The organism is Spirulina subsalsa FACHB-351 (assembly GCF_026130165.1).
Classification (GTDB): Bacteria; Cyanobacteriota; Cyanobacteriia; order Cyanobacteriales; family Spirulinaceae; genus Spirulina_A; species Spirulina_A subsalsa_A.
The window spans coordinates 1-19,791 of the sequence record NZ_JAIHOM010000026.1; the positions used below are offsets into that span (position 1 = coordinate 1).

General features: G+C 47.3%; 12 protein-coding genes and 2 pseudogenes. 7 read left to right on the top strand and 7 right to left on the bottom strand.

Annotated features, from left to right (window positions below; all coding sequences use genetic code 11):
* Positions 1-919 (top strand): annotated as a pseudogene (locus K4A83_RS07000) (hypothetical protein); the annotation flags it as partial.
* A 102-nt stretch (positions 920-1,021) separates the two neighbouring features.
* Here the strand turns inward: K4A83_RS07000 and K4A83_RS07005 are convergent.
* From K4A83_RS07005 to K4A83_RS23095, 7 genes and pseudogenes are all read right to left on the bottom strand, one after another.
* Positions 1,022-1,891, bottom strand: coding sequence for a crotonase/enoyl-CoA hydratase family protein (locus K4A83_RS07005; RefSeq protein WP_265263750.1), 870 nt, complete (start codon positions 1,889-1,891; stop codon positions 1,022-1,024).
* A 279-nt stretch (positions 1,892-2,170) separates the two neighbouring features.
* On the bottom strand, positions 2,171-2,878 hold the full coding sequence (locus tag K4A83_RS07010; protein WP_265263751.1) for a hypothetical protein: 708 nt from the start codon (positions 2,876-2,878) through the stop codon (positions 2,171-2,173).
* A 5-nt stretch (positions 2,879-2,883) separates the two neighbouring features.
* Entirely contained in the window at positions 2,884-5,964 is a 3,081-nt protein-coding gene (dpdH, locus tag K4A83_RS07015) for a protein DpdH (RefSeq protein WP_265263752.1), read from the bottom strand.
* Positions 5,965-5,969: 5 nt separating this feature from the next.
* Positions 5,970-6,854: a protein DpdG gene (gene dpdG, locus K4A83_RS07020; RefSeq protein WP_265263754.1), complete on the bottom strand. Its 885-nt coding sequence runs from the start codon at positions 6,852-6,854 to the stop codon at positions 5,970-5,972.
* Positions 6,851-9,409 (bottom strand): protein DpdF, encoded by a 2,559-nt coding sequence (dpdF, locus tag K4A83_RS07025; RefSeq protein WP_265263755.1) that lies wholly within the window; start codon positions 9,407-9,409, stop codon positions 6,851-6,853. The genes dpdG and dpdF overlap by 4 nt, the downstream gene beginning before the upstream one ends.
* Complete coding sequence (dpdE, locus tag K4A83_RS07030; RefSeq protein WP_265263757.1) at positions 9,406-12,792, bottom strand: protein DpdE; 3,387 nt, start codon at positions 12,790-12,792, stop codon at positions 9,406-9,408. Before dpdE ends, dpdF begins: the two co-directional genes overlap by 4 nt.
* 114 nt (positions 12,793-12,906) lie before the next feature.
* Positions 12,907-12,969 (bottom strand): annotated as a pseudogene (locus K4A83_RS23095) (IS200/IS605 family transposase); the annotation flags it as partial.
* 493 nt (positions 12,970-13,462) lie between these two features.
* Between K4A83_RS23095 and K4A83_RS23100 the strand changes: the two are divergent.
* The 6 genes from K4A83_RS23100 to K4A83_RS07065 all read left to right on the top strand — a co-directional run bounded on the left by K4A83_RS23100 (position 13,463) and on the right by K4A83_RS07065 (position 19,654).
* On the top strand, positions 13,463-14,281 hold the full coding sequence (locus tag K4A83_RS23100; RefSeq protein WP_407809932.1) for a BMC domain-containing protein: 819 nt from the start codon (positions 13,463-13,465) through the stop codon (positions 14,279-14,281).
* Between the two features lie 65 nt (positions 14,282-14,346).
* Positions 14,347-15,615, top strand: coding sequence for an ABC transporter ATP-binding protein (locus tag K4A83_RS07045; RefSeq protein ID WP_321161003.1), 1,269 nt, complete (start codon positions 14,347-14,349; stop codon positions 15,613-15,615).
* A gap of 46 nt (positions 15,616-15,661) precedes the next feature.
* Positions 15,662-17,191, top strand: a complete 1,530-nt coding sequence (locus K4A83_RS07050; RefSeq protein WP_265263758.1) for a YifB family Mg chelatase-like AAA ATPase — start codon at positions 15,662-15,664, stop codon at positions 17,189-17,191.
* 79 nt (positions 17,192-17,270) lie between these two features.
* Entirely contained in the window at positions 17,271-17,426 is a 156-nt protein-coding gene (locus tag K4A83_RS07055) for a hypothetical protein (protein ID WP_265263759.1), read from the top strand.
* Entirely contained in the window at positions 17,399-18,832 is a 1,434-nt protein-coding gene (locus K4A83_RS07060; RefSeq protein WP_407809930.1) for a BCD family MFS transporter, read from the top strand. Before K4A83_RS07055 ends, K4A83_RS07060 begins: the two co-directional genes overlap by 28 nt.
* A 3-nt stretch (positions 18,833-18,835) precedes the next feature.
* Positions 18,836-19,654, top strand: a complete 819-nt coding sequence (locus K4A83_RS07065; protein ID WP_265263761.1) for an inositol monophosphatase family protein — start codon at positions 18,836-18,838, stop codon at positions 19,652-19,654.
* Positions 19,655-19,791 lie beyond the last annotated feature (137 nt).

A 19,791-nucleotide genomic window follows, 5' to 3' on the forward strand; every position in this document is an offset into this window, starting at 1 on the left:
GGGGGATGGAATGCCCGTTACTGGGAGTGATGGCGGTGCTGGGGGGGCTGGCGGCGGCGGGGGTGCAACGGCGACTAATGGCGGCGGTGGCGGCGGTGATGCGGGACGAGGGGGCGGCGCTGGGGGGGTTAATCTGTTTGGCAATGGGGGCAGTGGCGGCAATGGGGGCGGCCTCGGGGGTGATGGGGGAACGGCTAATGGGGATGGAGGAGATGGGGGAACCGGAAGCGGTCGCGGAGGGGCTGGCACAGGGGGCGGTCAGGATGGTCAGGATGGCTTAGTGAATGGGGATGGCGGGAGTAGTGTGCAGGTGGGCTTAAATGCAGGCGGAGGCGGCGGGGGTGCTGGAGGTCGCGGTGGTGATGGGGGCGATGGTGGGGTTGGGATTGTGCTGTCTGGGGCAGAAATCAGGACAGCGCCCGGTCGCTTGGAGTTGCTCGGTACGGGGGGACAAGGGGGCCAGGGTGGCACTGGGGGCGGTGGCGGCGGCGGGGGTCGCGGTGTGGGGGGTGGTGGCGGTGGTGCTGGGGGTGCCGGGGGTCGCGGTGGTACTGGGGGGTTAGGGGTTTGGGTAGAACCGGGTCGGGTGTTTCAGGCTGCACAAGGGGGGTCTAGTGTGTCTCGACCTCGGGGGGCTGGCGCGAGTTCTGTTCCAGTGGTTAGGGGTGGAGTTGAGGTGGGTGAGGTTGTGACGGGTGGCGGGGATGGTTGGGAGACGGGTGAGGGAGCTAACCCTGTTGTTCCGTCTGTTCTCCCTTTGGCGGTGACGACTCCCCAGATGAAGTGGGTTGAGGATGAGGAGGAGGGCCTGTTGTATTGTTGGATGGCTCCACGGGGGGGGTTAGAGGATGGGGATTTGGGAGAGGCTCTAGAGTTTTCGGCTTGGGGGATTCCGCTTTGTGTACCGAGTCAAGATTAGGGGAATGGGGTGTAGGGGTAACATGAATTACCCCTACTTAGGGTCTGCTGAAAAAGCCCAACGCTGGACTCAACAAGGGAATAGGGAATAATTCTTAATAATTCAATAGTTCATCTGTTTATTGGCTAATCTTTCCATCAATCGTAAATCTCTATCGGTAAGCTGGAGTGCGTGTTTTACCCAAACCTCGACAACAGATTCTAACTCACTAAAATCTAACTTTTGTGAAATGCGTCGAGTTCTCGCTAACCCAGCAAGACTATTATGATTCCGTTCTTTTTGCCGAATTAAATCTTTAACCGATTGAATCCCCTCACCATCTTTTACGACATAATTAACAATGCCTAATTCCAGCATTTCCAGTGCTGAATAACGTTTTTTACTGTGAATAATATCCTCGGCTAATCTCTGCCCCAAACGTCGGCTTAAAAAAGAATAAGCCCCCATTCCCGGAAATAAATTAAAGAGTACTTCTGGAAAGCCAAATTGTGAACGTTCTTCGGCTACGATGATATCATGTGTAAGTGCAGCTTCAAAGCCTCCACCAAGGCATAGACCTTGAATTAAGGCAATTCCTATCGTGGAGGAGTCATAATTGATGTAGTTGGCGTATAAAACCTCAATACAACTACGACCATAATTTAAAAGTGCCGATTCATTCTTAGTTCTTATCCAATGTATAAATCTCTCTAAATCTCCTCCTAAATTAAAGACTCCAGGAACCTCAGAGAGAAGAACCCTATAATTAAAAGAATTATTTGAAGCGCAATTAATTTCGTTTTGATGAAGTTTTTGTATATAGAGTGAATACTCTTTTAGGCTACTCAGCATATCTAAGTTAAAACATGGTCTTGGCGTGGGATACCAATGAAGCCAGACACAACGTAAATCATAATCCAGGTTAGCCCAAACCTGCTTGCCGAAGTGATGTGTGTTCAGTTTAGGATCAGGAGACTTCAACGGACTGGCCATAGGGTACTTAACTCCAAACCTATAGGACAAAAATCAATTAAATCCATGTATTTTCCTTAAGAAATTTTACTTAAACGCCTTCACCCTATCTGACAATCTTTGAATATGTCAAGATCAATCACCATATTTCTATTAAAGTAAAAAAGGTAAGTATTTATGTGGCTATCTGAGTTTGGGGCAGGTCAAAAAGTGTCGGGATATCACTTAAGGTGTTTAATTTCCTTAACATTCCCAAAAAAGAGTTCACGGTTTTAACCCGTGGAGAAGTCTAAAAAGGTTTTAGAGTAAGCGAATTCGTAAGGCTTGGGAAATTTGGTGGCGATCGAGCCATTCTGTGACCTCTGGAGTCAGCAGGTCAAGTGTCGCACCTTCAGGATCAGCGGCACGTCTAAGAAAGATTAACACCGCTTCTGGTACATCATCACCGCTCAAGTCCTCCCAACATTTTTTTAGATTCTTAATTGAATTTTCTAAATGTCCAAATATGCTTTGAGTTTCAGGAAATTCTACCTGATCAATGTCAGCTTTTAATTTTTGAATATGTTCAACATCAGCCCGAAACGATGGTATTTTAGCCAGCAGGTTCAATAATTCATCATTGGTACTCGGCATCTGTTGAGCTAAGTATTGTTTCCAATTTCGCTCTAAATGTTGCCTGAGCGACTTCGCCAAACTATCTATGCTGGATTTAAACCGATTACCATCAAAATTGTTATTTTCAATAATCCATTCAGGGTTTTCTTCAAATCTTTTTTTGGCTTGAATGATAAGTCCCAAGAGTTGATCGGCTTTATTGCTGACATCAAAATCTGCCAAACCACGATCACGAAAAATTTTTACAGCATTGTCAAGGGGTTCTAATGAGGCGATCGCATTTTCTATCTGCTTCTGTCTGGATTCAAATCCTTGGCGATGCTTGACATATTTCTCCCTCTGGATTTTTTGGTCTGCTAAGGTGCTGAGTTGTTGTGCTTTTTCTAGGAGCATGATTTTTATCCTTTAATATCCGTGAGCAAATTTTCCAGAGTTGCTAACCCTTCTAAAATCCCTTTTTGAGCCGATTCTAGGGTTTTCTCCCCACTCAAACTGAGATTATCTACTTCCGTTTGAGCGCGGGTTATGGACAAATCGAGACTCTTATTCATTACTTGGAGGAATTCGGTCGCACTTTTGATGGATTTTTGATAGTCTTGGCTGAGATATTGCAGTAATTTAGCCGATTCATTTTCTGCTTCTAGCTGGTTCATGGTTTGGACATACTTGCTAATCGGAGCTTTGGCAAAATTGTCAAGGGCTGTATCGAACGAGTGGGTATTTTTTAGACCAAAAACTCCGGCATCTGTCGCCCGATCGCGGGCTATCTTCATTTGTTCAATCACTTCTGATTTTTTAAAGTTTTCCCCCAATTCACCGACTAACTCTCGATAAACACTCAGCAGGCGATCGCGTTCTTCCTGAATCGCCCTTTCTAATAACTCATCAACGTTTTGGCGAGTTCTGTCAAGGGCTTTAAAGATATCATAACTGCGGACATCTTCGGGAATTTCCGATTGCGGTTGCCAAGATAAACTCACCTGTCGTAAAGGTTCGAGGATTTGAACCACATCAACAATCTGGTAGTCTTTAGAACTGCCTTTCGTACAGACAATTCGACTGGTGACAATTTCTAATAACCCATCCCGATGTTGTTCTAAGGTTTTGATTAACTCTTTCCAGCTTTTACTCCGATTGTCTAGGTCCTTGGGGTCTAAATCTAGGAATAAAGAGTTAATCAACTCTTCGAGGGAGTTGGTGGAATGTCCCGCCATTGTTGCGCCGATCGCCAGTAACTCCACCGCTGCCGGGATGGGGTTCCAAGGTTCACCCGATTCCCGAGGATAGAGGCGAATTTGCTCTAAGACATACTGACTCCAGCGTTCTAAATATTTAGCGTAGGTGCGGAAGTAGCGATCGCCATTGGGGAAATTCCAATGTTTGTAATGTTTGTATTGTAAAATCCCTTGAAAGGCGATCGCAGTTTCCCGGAACTCACTCTCATCCTCTGGATTAAGTGGCAGGGATAACTTGACTCCAGAAATGGTTTCCCGAGTGACTCTAGGACTGTAAAACGTTAGGTTTCTTTGCTTAAATATTTTGCTACTGCTACTGGCAAAGACTCCCTCCAGTAACATTTCTGTATTCCAGTTAATTCGTTCTACAACAGCCGGGTAAATAAACTCCCGCAACTCCTTAGCTAAATTTTGCGAGAGAATATCTTGGTTGTTCCAGCTATCGAGTTGTTGTAATTTTTCTTGGAGGCGAGGAGGAATTTCTAAATCTGTCGCTACTTTTGGACTTTCTCCTGAAGTTTGGGGCTTAACCACATAAGCTGATGCAGTTTCCTGGGTGAGAGAAACTGTTCTACTGACTTTGCTTTCTTGAATCGTTAACCCCAAGGGTGGAATATCAAAAGCTGTGTGAACTTCAGTGGGTAAATCGACCAATTGACTGCCATCAGTCCACAAATCTAGCAAAATTGCACGACGAGCGCCATGTTCTGGGTCTCTATTGTGAATATCTGTTTGGAGAATTGCACTCAGTTTTGGCTTGCCGAAATGTTCCCGCAATGAAGCTGATGGAAATTGTCCAGTTTCAAGATCCGCTTGGGAATTTTCTAATGTCCATTTGATAACATCTCGAATAAAAATTCGCGGATTGAAAGTTCCGGTATTCACCCGACTGAGCATCTCTTCTAATGCAGTTGGGGTGAAAGGATAAAAACCAATCTGATTCATTGCCCCAAACCCAGCATGGCAAGCTTGATGATGTTCACAGTCTAGGCAAGCACTTTTTAGCTCCTTTCCTTCAGAGTCTTGATGGCGAGATTTAAACCAGTTTTGAAGCTCTCCATCGTCTAAGCGAACGGCATTCAAATAACGACTTACAAATTCTTGAATGTCTGCGGGAGTGATTAAGGATTCCTGATTAATCGAGCCAATATCCATCGTTACGCTGAAACTGACTCGTTGACGCACGGTTTCAATTAAGCTTTGAAAATAGCCCGTTGTACAGGCTAAAGCCGTTCGCATGGCACAGAGGGGTTTCCCACCAAATTGCTGAGGTCGTGCTAAAACCGCTTCTAATACTTCCCGGTCAATCCCCTGCAACTTAGCAAAATCTTCGATAAGTAATACTAATTCTATGCCTTGGTTAGCAAGGGCTTCCCGAACTTCCCGCATTAATCGTTGCAAGTCTTCACGACCCAAACTCAAAACTTGTGCGATCGCCTCATCCAAATGTTGATTTAACCATTGCACCGTCGCTTGCTGAATGTCTTCATCCCCGATGAGTAAACTATAGAAATCGCGAGATTTTTCTCCGGCTTTTTCAAAGTTGCGAACCGCTAAAGGTAAATCCTCAATTGAAAATTGCCGTCGTTCTTCAATAATTTCTAAGCGATCCCGATGACCCAGGGTATGAATTACTAAGCGGTCAATAATTCCGCCCTTTTTTAGCCAATGTTCTTGGCGGAAAAAGGGGTCATAGAGGAGCGTCCCTAATTCTTCAACTAAGTAGTCTTCTGCCTCAGAGAGTTTGCTGCGATCGCGACGAGCATTAGGGCCAACGGCTGCCGCTAATTGATTAAGCAGTTGTTCCCCAGCTTGCGCTTCATTTAAACTATTGGTAGCCCGATTTAATCGCTCTCGGTATTCATCAAAGGGATGTCCCTCCATTCCTTCCAGAATTAAATTCATGATATCTTTTAAATTGGTGCCAATTTTAGGAATGAGAATGACTTTACGCTTTTCCGTGGAGAGAATATTGGCTGATAACCACCGGATTAAATGAGATTTACCCGTTCCCGATTGTCCTAAAACTGGGACAAATGCAAAATCTGGGGAAGCCAAGAAATCCCGAAGAAATTGTTGCTCACTGTAAACAATTTGCGAGTCTCCCTCAATCAGTTCTTGGCGATACATAGGAAGGGGATGATGGGTGGCGAGAAAGACCCAATCAGTCACTTGGGTCGCTTCTACTTCCATCACCCGACGTACATTGTCTCGGTTCCAACAGACAAATTTTGTAAAAGTCATAGTTGTTATGGGGTCCAAATAATATGGGAAACTCGGCTTTCGTCATCAACAGTTTGATTTGCTTTGGGGAGAATCATCAACTCCGCATCGGATTCCCGGCGTAGGTCAATATATCCCTCGTCTTTCAGGCGAAATAAGGCAAAAGCAGTGCTAGTTGAGAGGTAATTCGGCGGCCTGCGACCAATTTTTTCTTCGATTTTTTCTCGAAATTTTCCGGTTTCAAAGAGCGGACAGCGTTTCGCAAGGCGATCCATAAATTCTTTTAGGGAGAGCTTGGATTCAGATTGTCCATTAAATAACGCTTCTAGGTTGCGCCTAATATAAACAGTTGGATCGGCAACGGCCACTTTTTTGCCGTTTAAACTATGTCTCCAAGTTAACCCGAAATAAGACATCCAATCTTCTAGGTGACCAAATAGAGTATTACTCGATAACTTCAAATCTAACGATTCCGCTACTTTTTGCTCAGAGACTCGCTTTTCTACCTCTTCCCAAGTGCCGATCGCATCATAAATATCTTGAGCTAAATACCAGGCACAATCCAATCCAAAATCAAATTCATCTTCATTATCAGAATTGAAGAATAGCTCCATCAATGTATCGGGTAATAAGTCATCTCCCAATTCTGGGTCACGCGCTAGTTGCGGCAGTTCGGGATTAATCGAGATCGCCCCCTCTTTAACTTCTATCAACAGTTTACATTTGAGACTTTCATTCAACGCCGCATTAAACATCGGACGAGAGGGGGTTTTACCCTCCGCCAATTTTTCAGGCGATAAAAGTTGTTCGAGAATTTCCCGTTTCTGCCGTTGTCCTTCGACTTGCAGTAAGTAGCGGAAAATACCTCGCATCCTACTCGGATTAGCAAGCTTTGTTTTCAGGACACTCATAAGCCGATCTCCAGGAGAAAGTGGTTTAAGCGAAAATAACGCCCTGAAAAAATCTCAATCAGCTTTCTATCTTCTCGACTGGGGTCAGGAGTATGTTCTGGTAGCATCAAAATTCGGGGCGCTAGGGCAGAATGATTAAGGAATAGATAGGTTTCAGGAATAGTGTCATTGCCTCGATGGAAAATTAAAGTAGGAATGTGCGGCATTTTGATAGGTTCATACTTTTCAAAGTAGAAAATAAAGCCCGTTGAAAGTTGGCTAGGCTGAAGATGGTTCCAGAAATAGGTGCGCGATTGGGGAGGAATAACCAGATTTCTAATTCCCTGTTCAATCAACCATTTTAAAATGCGATCGCCATCCTGTTTCCAACCTTGCCGATCCAGGGCATCATAAAAGAGAATCAACAATTTCTCCCGCTCCAGTATCCGGCTTAATTCAAGACCAATTTCCCATTGGGGTTTGGTCCAAATCAGTTTAGGATAAGGCATAATTCCCGGAAAAGGTTTCTGAGAAACTTTGCGACAATGAGGACAACCGCCACAGGCTTTAGAAACCGTTACTTTGGTTCTTGATTGTGATGATAATCTCGGATGAATGCTATAAGTTTGAGCAAAGATTTCTGAGAGGCAATACTTCGGACGTAATGCCTCTTTCATTAACTTCAGATTTTGGTAAGCCCAGTCCAGACCTTTTTTCCGCACGGGTTCTACTTTGCTTTCCCAAGTTTGGCGATCAAGATGACATTGATTCCTAATTCTAATCACGCGAGAGTTTCGATATTTTTCCCAGATTTGTTGAAGTTCGGCTTCGGAGATCAGGGAATTGAATTTAGGAGGCTGTTCTCCATCAATTTCAATTAAACCAGACCGACTCATCAGGGTTAAGGTCCGAATATTCCAAGCGCGGTTTTGTTCGCTATTCATATCAATATCTTTCTCCCGTAGAGTCGGAGGAATATTAATGGGAATCCGATAGCGATCATTTCCTATCGGTTCTTTTTGGCTAAACATACTTTGCCATCGCTCTAAACCTCGCTCGATGGTAATGTAGGATTTCTCATTTAGGGATTGGGCAATTTTAACATCAGGGGTCGTATGTAAAGTCAGGGAAATTGCGGCCTTACCATCTCGTCCCCCTCGCCCAACTTCTTGATAAAAACGGTCGATGGTTTCCGGAATACAAACATGAATAACGGCGCGAACATCGGACTGGTCAACTCCTAAGCCAAAAGCCGAAGTTGCTATCACTAAGTCAACCTGTTGGTTGCGCCACTGTTCAATTAATTCACAGCGCTCTTGAGTGGAGGATTTCCCCGTCATGGTTCGATAGCGCTTAAATCCAGCCTCGGACAATTCTGTGTCCCACCGCTTGACATCCTCTACTTTGGTCGTGTAAATAATTAAAGGCCGAGGCAGGTGGGCAATGGCTTCTATGAGTCGTTGGGTTCGGGTTTCTTCATCCGGACACCAAGCGAACCAATAGGCGGGTTCTGGACGCAATTGCACGGCTGAGATGACTTTAAATTCTCCCGGTTCTCCAAATAAAGTTTCTAGGGTTTCTAAACAAGATTCGGTTAAGGTTGCTGTCAGTAACAAGGTCTGAAACGAAGCAATTCGCAATAAATCTCGCCGCAAACCGGGAATTTCTTGGAAGGCGGGACGAAATTCATCGCCCCACTGCTCTACCATGTGCGCTTCATCAAGAATCAAATACCGCAACCTCCCTAATTGTGCGGCTTTATATAGTGCCGGGGCGAGGGAAGAGATCAGGCTTTCGGGGGAGGTAAAGAGAATGCGTTGACTCCCGTTACAAATGCGATCGCGCATAGCTTTTCGTCTAGTTTTTCCCTCTAACGAATTATCCCCATAATAAGCTGTAGGATGGTCAATCCATTGGCTTAAAGCTCGTTCTTGATCCAGGGCTAATGCGGTGGTGGGAACGACGACAATACTCACCCCGCCAGTTTGAGAAGCCAATAGGGCTGGAAGTTGTGCCACTAAACTTTTCCCGGATCCGGTGGGTAAGTTAACCACTAACGTGGCATTTTTAGGGGCTGTCAATACCGCACGAATCGCCTCTTTCTGTCCAATATTGCGATAATTTGTGCGGCCTAAAAGAGAGAGAAAAGGATCTCCCGGTTGCGGTTCGCAATTGCGCCGCTCTTCTGCTTTAAAACCCGGGGCATCCGGAGGATAGCGACGGCTCAAGTCTAACCATTCCGGTTGCCAAGGATGAGCGCGAATTACATAATTGAGTGAATTTTCTACTAAAATATCAAACCCATGTTTTTGCCAGATTTCTTTGTGGGTGGGCCAAGGAGAGAACCGAGGAACTTTGAGGGTTTGGGGACTACCCCCTTGGAGTTCATCTTCTCGGCGTAAAATATGGCGCACCAAACTGGCAATATCTCCTGCACCTGGTGCGTTTTTCGGATTAGGGGGGTTGAGGGCAGTAATTAAGCGTTGATAAGAGGTTTCGCTCCAGTCTGGGCAGTCTGAGGGGAGGCGATCGCCAGTTTGGATGAGGTTGATGAGTTTTTGGCATGAGTGAGTCATGGTTCATCCTCCTCTTTGAATTCTACACTGGGAGGATAGCCAGCAATAATAAAAAATCCTACAGAATCTAAGCGCATCCGAGGATTGTAAATCCCACTTAAAAGGGCTTGACTCAACGCACTTTCTCTGGCTAGTTCTTGTTCTAAAATTTGGTGGATACCATCCTGAGATTCAGACAGTCGATTCAACCGGAGACGAATTTGGTCAACCCGGTGATCGAGTTTCCGTTGGGCGGTTTCAAAAAAGCGATCGCATAGTGCCATAAATTCTGGTTGTTCGCGCAGGAATGCTTCCGACTGTGTTCGCGCCTGGCGGCAAAAATTGGCCCATTGCGAGGAATCGATGAACTGATCGAGAATGGGTAACTTTTGTTTGCCTAAGTTATAATCACGCGACCCATTGTTCTGGCGCTTGTCATAAGGACGTTGTAAAATCTCTAAAACTTTCGGGTCCTCAACCCCGGACATGGGTTCAAATCTGGCATCCAAAAATACGGTTTCTAACTGAGGAGGAAATAAGGCATCAGCCAATCGCTTTAAGGCTTGAAAATTAGCCCGATTTCCCGGCTGATTTTTTAAAATCATCTGAGCTGCCTCTAAATCCGTTTCGATTTCATAATTAAACCTAAACCCAAACCATTCCATCCCTTCACTTTCATCCCAGGTCAAATCATATCGCCACATTGCAAAGGCTTGACCGCGATCATCCCAGTGAATATAGTCATTAAGAGCATCAATTAATGGTTCCCCAATTCGATACAGGCGAACGTGATGTTTCTGATGCTGATTGGCTAATCGACGGTTATAGGTTCCGGGTTCTTGCAAACAATGCCCAAAACGATCAAGAATATCACGAGTAGAAATTAAGGTATTTCGGGTCGGTTTGTAGGTTCGTAAACCTGATAAATTTTGCCAATTACTTTGCTTAAATTGCAAGGTATCGCGAAGCCAAGATTCGGTGGCTCGCATGAGGTTATGATGTTGAGCATCATACTCATCTAATTGTTGAAAATACTGAGCCGCATTTTCATTGAGGGCATCTATTTCATCTAAAGCATTTTGCTCTTCAACTTTGGTTTTTTCTAATTCAATTTCCTCTTGTATCTGAGGAATTTGTTCAAAAAGGCTGCTGGGTTCTAATTCAAATAAAAGCCTTTCGAGTCGGGGTAATTTTTCATCTACATAGAACTGTAAACTGGCAATAGAAGAATGAAAAATTCCAAATCCTTCTTTCAAGATTTGATACCAAACCTCTTGAAAACTATCTGCTAATTCGGGACCAGTCAAAACCGAAAATTTGATTTCCCGTTGAGAACCAATGCGGTCAATTCGACCAATTCGTTGTTCCAGTTGGTTCGGAGATCCTGGCAGATCGAAATGAATCGCCCAATTGGCCATTTGTAAATTGCGTCCTTCTTCCCCAGAGCGATCGCAGACTAAAATGAGGCATTGAGAATGGTTACAAAATTGCTTAATGTTAGCCTTGCTTTCTTGGGATGATTGTCCAAGGTAGTGAGCGGCGATTGCCTGTTTCCCAAACGCTTCCCTTAAAACCCGCATAATTTGATGGCAAACTTGGGTAAAGCTGGTAAATACCACAATTTTACCCATCGGTAACTTTATCAAGGGACTGGCAATCAACTGCTGCACTCGTTTCGTTCGTTCCCCCGGGCTGCCATAGGGGGGAATTTTTAAGCGCTTTGAGAGTTCTTGAAGCAGAATCATGATTAATAACTGGAGGCGATCGCCCTCTTCCGAAGGCTCTCTCACCAGTTCCAGGAAAGCTTCTAAAATCTCAGTTTCTCCGGCAAAGTGAGGCGTGTGGGTCAACCGATGAAGATCCTCCGCACTAAAATCAGAATTCAGGGTGGGAACCGCAACGCCTGTTAACCGACTTTCAATAACTTGTTGAAAAATCCCTAACCAAGTGCTACTGGCGCGAAACAACAGTAAAAACAGCCGTTGATAGGCCAGTTCCGAAGGAGCAATCATCCGCCATTCATCGAGGAGTTCATGAATTCTCGGCGTTCTCTCATCTAAATCATACTCAGCGCTGAGGATGGGATTACGATCAAAAATCACATCCTCAATTGACTCGCGACGATTGCGAAGCATCCGCCGGTGAAGTCGATAAGTATCGCTGATATGATTGCGAATTAATCCAACGAGGCGATCGCGATTTTCTGGACTATCCATCTCCCCTTGAAGCTTCGCTTCTAACGCCTCGGCTTGGTCAATTAAATATCGATCCTCCGCAAATAACCCTTTGAGTTTTTTCAGGTTGATTTTCAGACTATAGGGTTTAGCTCCTTCCTTAAACGAGAGTAAAATTCGCCCAATTTCTTGACGTTTTTGCACCCGTTCTCGAAATCCTGCTAAATCGTCCAATCGATAAGTCTTAGGGTCGAGCAAGTGCAGCATGGCTAGAAAATCTTGCTCATGATTGAGAACTGGTGTCGCCGATAAGAGCAATAAACGTTTAGCCTGATGAGCCAGTGTTTTGCAGACTTCAAAGCATTGCTTTTGTGTCCTATCGGAGGCGGTTGCGAGGGAGGCGATGTGATGAGCTTCATCTAAGATCAGAAAATCTAAATTCCCGCGAAGATCGATTTGATGCCAGCGATTAACGGCCAAAATTTCGATGCGATCGCCAAAGTCGGATAGGTAAAACTTCTCTTCCAACTCCTGCCGCCACTGTTCCACCAGATGCTCAGGAACCAGTATCATTCCTCTCCCTTGGGGTTCATCCAGGAGATACTGGCGCAGGATTGCACCCGCTTCAATGGTTTTTCCGAGTCCTACTTCGTCCGCTAAGAGGTAGCGCTGAATCGGATCTTCTAGGACTCGCCGGATTACTTCAACTTGATGGGGATAGAGTGCGATGTTAGCCGAAAACAGTCCAGTCATACCGCGACTGACGGCACGCTGCTCGATCAGGGATTGGACGAAGGGGAATCGGCGATCATGAAAGTAGGGGGTGTCATTGCCTTTCATGGCCAAAATATCAATGGGGTCGGCAATGGGACGGTTGCACCGCACATAAATCTCAGATTCAGGAAAACTCTGAGTTTGACCATCGGGTAAATCCACTTGATAAATGGGGCGATTGTCGTCTCGGGCGAAAATTCTCCCCATCCGCCATCGATTTTGGGCTTCTGTCCAGATGTAGCAACGGGTTTGCGGCTCAAGTTTCACCCGATGCAAATCCTTTACGGGCAAGGTTTTGTGAATGCGATTCCCTACCGAGCAGAAATATTCCACCTCCACTTGGGAATCAGACTGGGTAAGAATTTTACCGATTCCCAGATGATTAGTGTGCGATCGCACCAGCACCCCGCACCTTAAATCCCCGGATGCTTTAATATCATTTAATTCCTTGCTCATAAGAAAAGGGTGGGAGCTTGGAAACTCAGTGTCTTTAGACCTGAGAGGAAAAACGACTCAGGGGAATTTATTCCCCGTGTTCTTTTAATTTACCGCATGATGAGGGTCTTCGATCTATTTTTTGACCGTTTCACTACTAATATTACCTGCTGTACTAACGAAATAACTACTTGTCCACTTTTAGGAATAAAGACAAAATGGTAATTAAGCAAGAATTTAACATGATTGTGGGTTTTGTACTCTAGTAGTGGCAACATAATTGCTTCGTATGAAATAGGGCAATGTTAGCTACTGTTGGGCGATGAGTTGTTGGGTTTCGCGCTCCGCTGCACCCAACCTACGGATGGCCTTGTTTTCCCCTAGCTAAAGAAGAAACTGGGGTGCCTTGATGCTCTCGTTTTCCCCCTAAACCCACCCAAAAACCCGGTTTCTGACCTTAAGCGGGAAACCGGGTTTCTGGGCTAATCTCTGCTATTACTTTTCCTGACCCTCCGTCAGACTGCCATAGGATACACTAGAGTAGTATTAGGGGACTTCGCTTAGAGCTTTTCAATCCTTCGCCCAAATAGGTAACACCATGTCCAAGATGGAACTCCACAGCCGTTTAATTCAAACTCGACCCCACAATAGCACTGCTCAAAGTGCTGCTCAAAGTGCTGCTCAAAGACGCATGATGACTGATAGCGCGCTAGGTTTGGTCTGTACTCGTAGTTTTCCGGCCGTGGTGGGAACGGCGGATATGATGCTGAAGTCGGCCGGGGTGACGTTGGTGGGGTATGAAAAAATAGGGAGTGGGTACTGTACGGCGATTGTCCGAGGAAAAACGGCGGATGTCCGGTTAGCGGTGGAGGAAGGGGCGAAAACGGCTGAACAGTTTGGCCAGTTGGTGTCTAAGATGGTTTTACCTCGTCCTTTGCCGAATTTAGAGGTAATTTTCCCCATTGGGACCCATTTAGCCCAAATGCAGCAAGAACAAAGGGGCTATAGTCGTCTGAGTAATCAATCCTTGGGTTTGTTGGAAACGCGAGGGTTTCCGGCACTGGTGGGGGCGGCCGATGCCATGTTAAAGGCGGCGGATGTGCAGTTGGCGGGGTATGAGAAAATTGGGGATGGTCTATGTACGGCAGTGATTCGCGGTTCTGTGGCTAATGTGGCGGTGGCGGTTGAGGCGGGAATGTTTGAGGCGGAACGGATTGGGGAGTTTAGCGCGGTGATGGTGATTCCCCGGCCCCTGGAGGATTTGGAACATACGCTCCCGGTGGCGGAATGTTGGTTGGAGAAGGTGGAACCGTTACCGATTTTGATGCCGAAGCGTCGTCAACGGGAGAAGGAACACCTTTTGGCGTTGCCGGAGTTGGAAAAAACGCCGTTACGCTTACAACAGTCTCAACAGGAGTCTCTGGAGTTGGAAATTCCCCAAGAGGAGACGGTGGAGGAGGAGGTGCAAAGGCAACCATCCCCAAGGGAAAACCCGGATTATTTGGATTGAGGCTGTTTGCGTAGTGTTGCGGGGCAAAGGATTTTCTGAGTTTAAAGATTGGGTGAATAAAGATTGTGGCACAGGTTCAACTGGAGAAGGTTTATAAGCAGTTTCCTTCCGGGAAGGGAGGGGCGAAGTCACCGGAGGGGAAGGATTCCACGGGGGCGGGGGTGAATGTCCTGCGGGGGATTGATTTGAAGGTGCGGGATGGGGAGTTTATGGTGTTGGTGGGGCCGTCGGGCTGTGGTAAGAGTACCCTGTTACGGATTTTAGCGGGTTTGGAGTCTTTGACGGCGGGAACGGTGACGGTGGGCGATCGCATGGTTAACGATTTACCCCCCAAAGACCGCGACATTGCCATGGTTTTCCAGAATTACGCTTTGTATCCCCATCTCTCGGTTTATGACAATATCGCCTTTGGCTTACGACGGATGGGACAGGAGGATGCACCCCTAGGGGAAAGGTTAATTCAGAGGCTGCTAGAAGGCGTGACAAGACCTCTGCCGCGAAAATTTCGTTATTATTCCCCTCGGGAGAAGGAAATCGCTAAACAAGTCCGGAAAGTGGCGCAGTTGTTGCAAATTGAACCCCTACTCGACCGACTGCCGAAACAGTTATCTGGGGGGCAAAAACAACGGGTAGCTTTGGGAAGGGCGATCGCACGCAATCCCCAAGTCTTCCTGATGGATGAACCCCTATCCAACTTAGACGCGAAATTACGGGCCGAAACTCGCGCCCAAATTGTCAAACTGCAACGGCAGTTAGGGATTACCACAATCTACGTCACCCATGATCAAACCGAAGCCATGACCATGGGCGATCGCATTGCCGTGATGAATCAGGGCGAAATCCAACAAATCGCCAAACCCCTCGAACTCTACAACCACCCCGCCAACCGCTTTGTCGCCGAATTCATCGGCTCTCCCCCCATGAACTTCCTCCCCGTAGAAATCGCCGGATTCTCCACCTTAGTTCACCAAGAATTCCGCTACACCCTCCCCGAAGCATGGGAAAATGTCTTAAACCCCTATGATGGACGCTCCCTCTTATTAGGCATTCGTCCAGAACACCTGATGCTGAGTCCTCCCGCCACCAAAAACCTAGAGGTGCAGGTGGATCTCGTGGAAGCCCTCGGCAATGACACCTACATTGCTGCTCACTTAGTCAGTGATCCCAGCATCCCCTTACAAATTCGCCTCTCCTCCGAGGAAACGGTGAAAGTCGGGGAGATTCTCTGGTTTGCCCTCAACCCCGACAAAATTCACTTTTTCGACCCAGCCACAGAGCAAAATATCCGTCGTCCCGGATTAATGTTGCTCAACCTCCCTACCGGAACCGCTTAAACCCGTCTCTGGTAGGATTTTGTCCCTGTCCCGTTAACCAGAAACCATGTTAGCCAGAGTTTGGAGTGCATCCATCGTCGGAATTGATGCGATCAAAGTTGGGGTAGAAATAGACGTATCCGGCGGTCTACCCAAAATGATTTTAGTCGGACTGCCCGACACCGCCGTACAAGAATCCAGAGAACGAGTCAAGGCCGCCTTAAAAAATGCCGGATTTGCCTTTCCCCGTCAGCAAATTCTCATTAACCTCACCCCCGCCGATTTACGCAAAGAAGGCCCCATTTTTGATCTCCCCATGAGTGTGGGCATTCTCGCCGCTTCAGAACAAGTGAACCCCCAACTCTTGGGGGATTTCCTCTTTTTAGGGGAAGTGTCCTTAGATGGGGGATTGCGCCCCGTCAGTGGAGTCTTACCCATTGCCGCCACCGCCAAAAAACTCGGCATTACCGGGTTAGTCGTTCCCTTCGACAATGCCCAAGAAGCCGCCGTTGTCGAGGGTTTAGCCGTCTATGGGTTCAAACATTTAAGCGAAGTGGCGGATTTTCTCGACAATCCCGAAGATTACCCCCCCGTCCAATTTGATAGCCAGAGAGAATTTACTCCCCCAGACTTTCGCCTAGCCGATTTACAGGACGTGAAAGGTCAAAATCATGCCCGTCGCGCCCTGGAAATTGCAGCGGCCGGGGGGCATAACTTAATCTTTGTCGGACCGCCGGGGAGTGGGAAAACCATGTTAGCGCGGCGTTTACCCAGTATTCTCCCCCCTTTGAATTTTGACGAAGCCCTAGAAGTGTCTCAAATTCACTCCGTCGCGGGTTTTTTGCGCGATCGCGGCACCCTAATCAAACAACGCCCCTTTCGCAGTCCCCACCATTCCGCCTCGGGTCCCTCCTTAGTCGGGGGCGGGAGTATTCCTCGACCGGGAGAAATTTCCCTCGCCCATCGGGGGGTGTTATTTTTAGACGAATTAACGGAATTTAAGCGCAATGTTTTAGAATTCCTGCGTCAACCCCTAGAAGATGGCTTTGTCACCATTTCCCGCACCCGCCAATCCGTACTATTCCCCGCCCAATTTACCCTAGTTGCCAGCACTAATCCCTGTCCTTGTGGTTACTATGGCGATCGCATTCAACCCTGTACCTGTTCCCCCCGACAACGGGAACAATACTGGGCCAAACTCTCCGGCCCCCTGATGGATCGCATTGATTTACAAGTCGCCGTCAACCGTTTAAAACCCGAAGAAATGACCCAACAGACCTCCGGCGAAGCCTCCGCCCCCATTCGTCAGCGCGTCCAAAACGCCCGTCAACTCGCCTCAAACCGCTTCCAAGACCGCCCCAAAGTCAAAAGTAACGCCGAGATGACCAGCCGGGATTTACGGCAATTCTGCACCCTTGACCCAGCCGGACAAAACTTGCTTGAAAGTGCCATCCGACGCTTAGGCCTCTCCGCCCGCGCCATGGATCGCATCCTCAAAGTGTCCCGCACCATTGCCGACCTCGCCCAGTCCGAAACCATTCAAGCCCCCCACGTTGCCGAAGCCATTCAGTATAGAACGATTGACCGCATGAGTTAATCTCCCTACCTTTTATCAGAAATGTGAGCAGAATACCCCATCCCTCGGACTGTTCCCCGTTCCCTCAAAGTGATAAGCTTTGCTCATCACCATCAAGTCGGGAAATCGGTTAAAACCAGCGAGTCGCCCCAACTCTCCCTTGAAAACGGAGGGCTTGCGGGCATCCCGTGCTATTTTCGTCAAAGGCGACAACATTCAAGAAAACCAATGGCTACGCAAGAAGAATCAAGCTTAAGGGAGGAATCCTCTAGATCGATTAACCTCCCCACCATGTTTCGGATTGGATTGTTTAACCTTGGATTAGGTCTAATGTCGGTGTTAACCGTAGCCGTCATTAACCGGGTGATGATCAGTGAATTAGCGATTCCGGGGACTATTACGGCCGGAGTGGTAGCCGTGCAGTATTTTATCTCACCGACCCGGGTCTGGTTTGGTCAAATGTCCGACTCTCGCCCCCTCTTTGGCCTCCACCGGACAGGTTATGTTCGCATCGGAACCGTCATTTTCGGCATTGCGATCTTTTTATCCGTCCAAGTTGTCTGGCAATTGGGGGGCATTGTTGCAGAAACGGGAGTCTGGGAATGGAATGGTTTAACCCTATTTTGGACAGGAGTTTTAATCCTAATTTTTCTGCTTTATGGGTTAGCCATTAGTGCCAGTTCAACCCCCTTTACGGCCTTATTAGTCGATATTTCCAGCGAACAAGAGCGATCGCGCATTGTGGCCGTGGTTTGGTCAATGTTAATGGTGGGGATTATTTTAGGGGGCATCACAGGCAAAATTTTCCTAACCCAAGTAGAAGGATTAGAAGGCCGTCCCCTCGATATTTTACCCGGCCCAATTAATAGCTTATTTCTCGTCATTCCCTTAATTGTTGTAGGGTTATCCTGGTTCAGCACCTGGAAAATTGAGCGCAAATATTCCCTCTATGCTCGCCGTTCTTCTGCTTCAGATCGAGAAGATAGTGTCACCCTTTTAAAAGCGTTAAAAGTCTTAACAGTCAGTCGGCAAACAGGAATATTTTTCTCCTTTTTGCTCCTAGTTACTATTAGCTTATTCCTGCAAGAAGCCGTCCTTGAACCCTATGGTGGGGAAATATTCAAGATGTCCATTGGAGATACAACCATGCTCAATTCTTATTGGGGTATTGGGATTTTAGTCGGCTATAGCATCACCGGATTTGCTTTAATTCCCCGCTTCGGCAAAACCCCCGTTACCAAAGTAGGTTGTGGGGTAGTCGCAGGCTGTTTCCTGTTGATTATTCTGGCCGGTTTCACCCAAAATCCCCTGATCTTAAAAGGGGCGATGTTACTCTTTGGCTTGGCGGCCGGGGTGACAACCTTGGGGGCCATTAGTTTAATGTTGGATCTCACCGTCGCCTCCACAGCCGGAACCTTTATCGGCACCTGGGGCCTTTCCCAAGCCCTAGCGCGAGGGATTGCCACTTGGTCCGGGGGGATTATTCTAGATATAGGGAAACAGGTGTTTAGTGAACCGCTCTGGGCCTATGGCAGTGTATTCTTGTTACAAGCGATTGTGATGATTGGGGCAATGTTTCTGCTGGCTCAAGTGGATGTCACCGAGTTTCGGAACAACACCAAAGAAGCGATCGCCACTGTAATGGAAGGAGACTTAGATTAAATCATGAATAGCTTTTGGGAGGAGGTCTTAGTCTTCTGTCAAACCCTGACTAATACCATTGGTCAGCAGTTAATGAAAGATTTTGGACAGATTGAAGCCAGTCGCAAATCAGACGGGTCCCTCGTGACCCAAGCCGACCGTTGGGCCGATCAAGAAATTCAGCAGGCGATCGCCCAACAATTTCCCGATCACGGCATCCTGACCGAAGAAACAGAACACATCCTCCCCCCCCAAGAGTTTTGTTGGGTCGTCGATCCCATCGACGGCACCACCAACTTTACTCGCGGCCTCCCCATTTGGGGAATCTCCCTCGGCCTCCTCTATCGTGGCATCCCCGTCTTTGGTTTTGTCCACTTCCCCCCCATCCAACAAACCTATCACGGCTATTGGTTCGCCGATTCGGGCCTCACGGGTCCCAGTGGAGCTTATCTCAATGGAAAACCCATCCAAACCAGTCCCGACGAACCCAGCTTAAACCATATCTTCAACCTCTGCGCCCGCAGTACCGATGTTTTCCAAAACCCCTTCCCCTGCAAAGTGCGCATGATTGGAGTCTCCAGTTACAGCAGCGCCCTAGTCGCCTGTGGAGCCAGTCTAGGGGGAGTTGAAGCCACCCCGAAAATTTGGGATATAGCCGCCGTTTGGGTCATTGTCCAAGGCGCTGGGGGGGCATTTATCCCCCTAGAACCCCAGCCCGTCTTTCCCCTGCAAGTGGGAGAAGACTACGGAAAACGCTCCTTTCCCAGTTTAGTGGTCAGCCGTCAAGCCTTAGTAGAGCAGTTTTTACCCCTTGTTCAGTTCATCGGCGATCGCGTCTTTTAACTCCCCCTCTCCCCTGCTCCCCTGCTCCCCTGCTCCCTATTGCCTCGCCAGACCTTCTCAACAAGCCCTATGATAGAATAGAACACCGGAGAGCATCCAGTGTACCCGCCACTCCGAGGAAACCAGGTCTTTTTGAT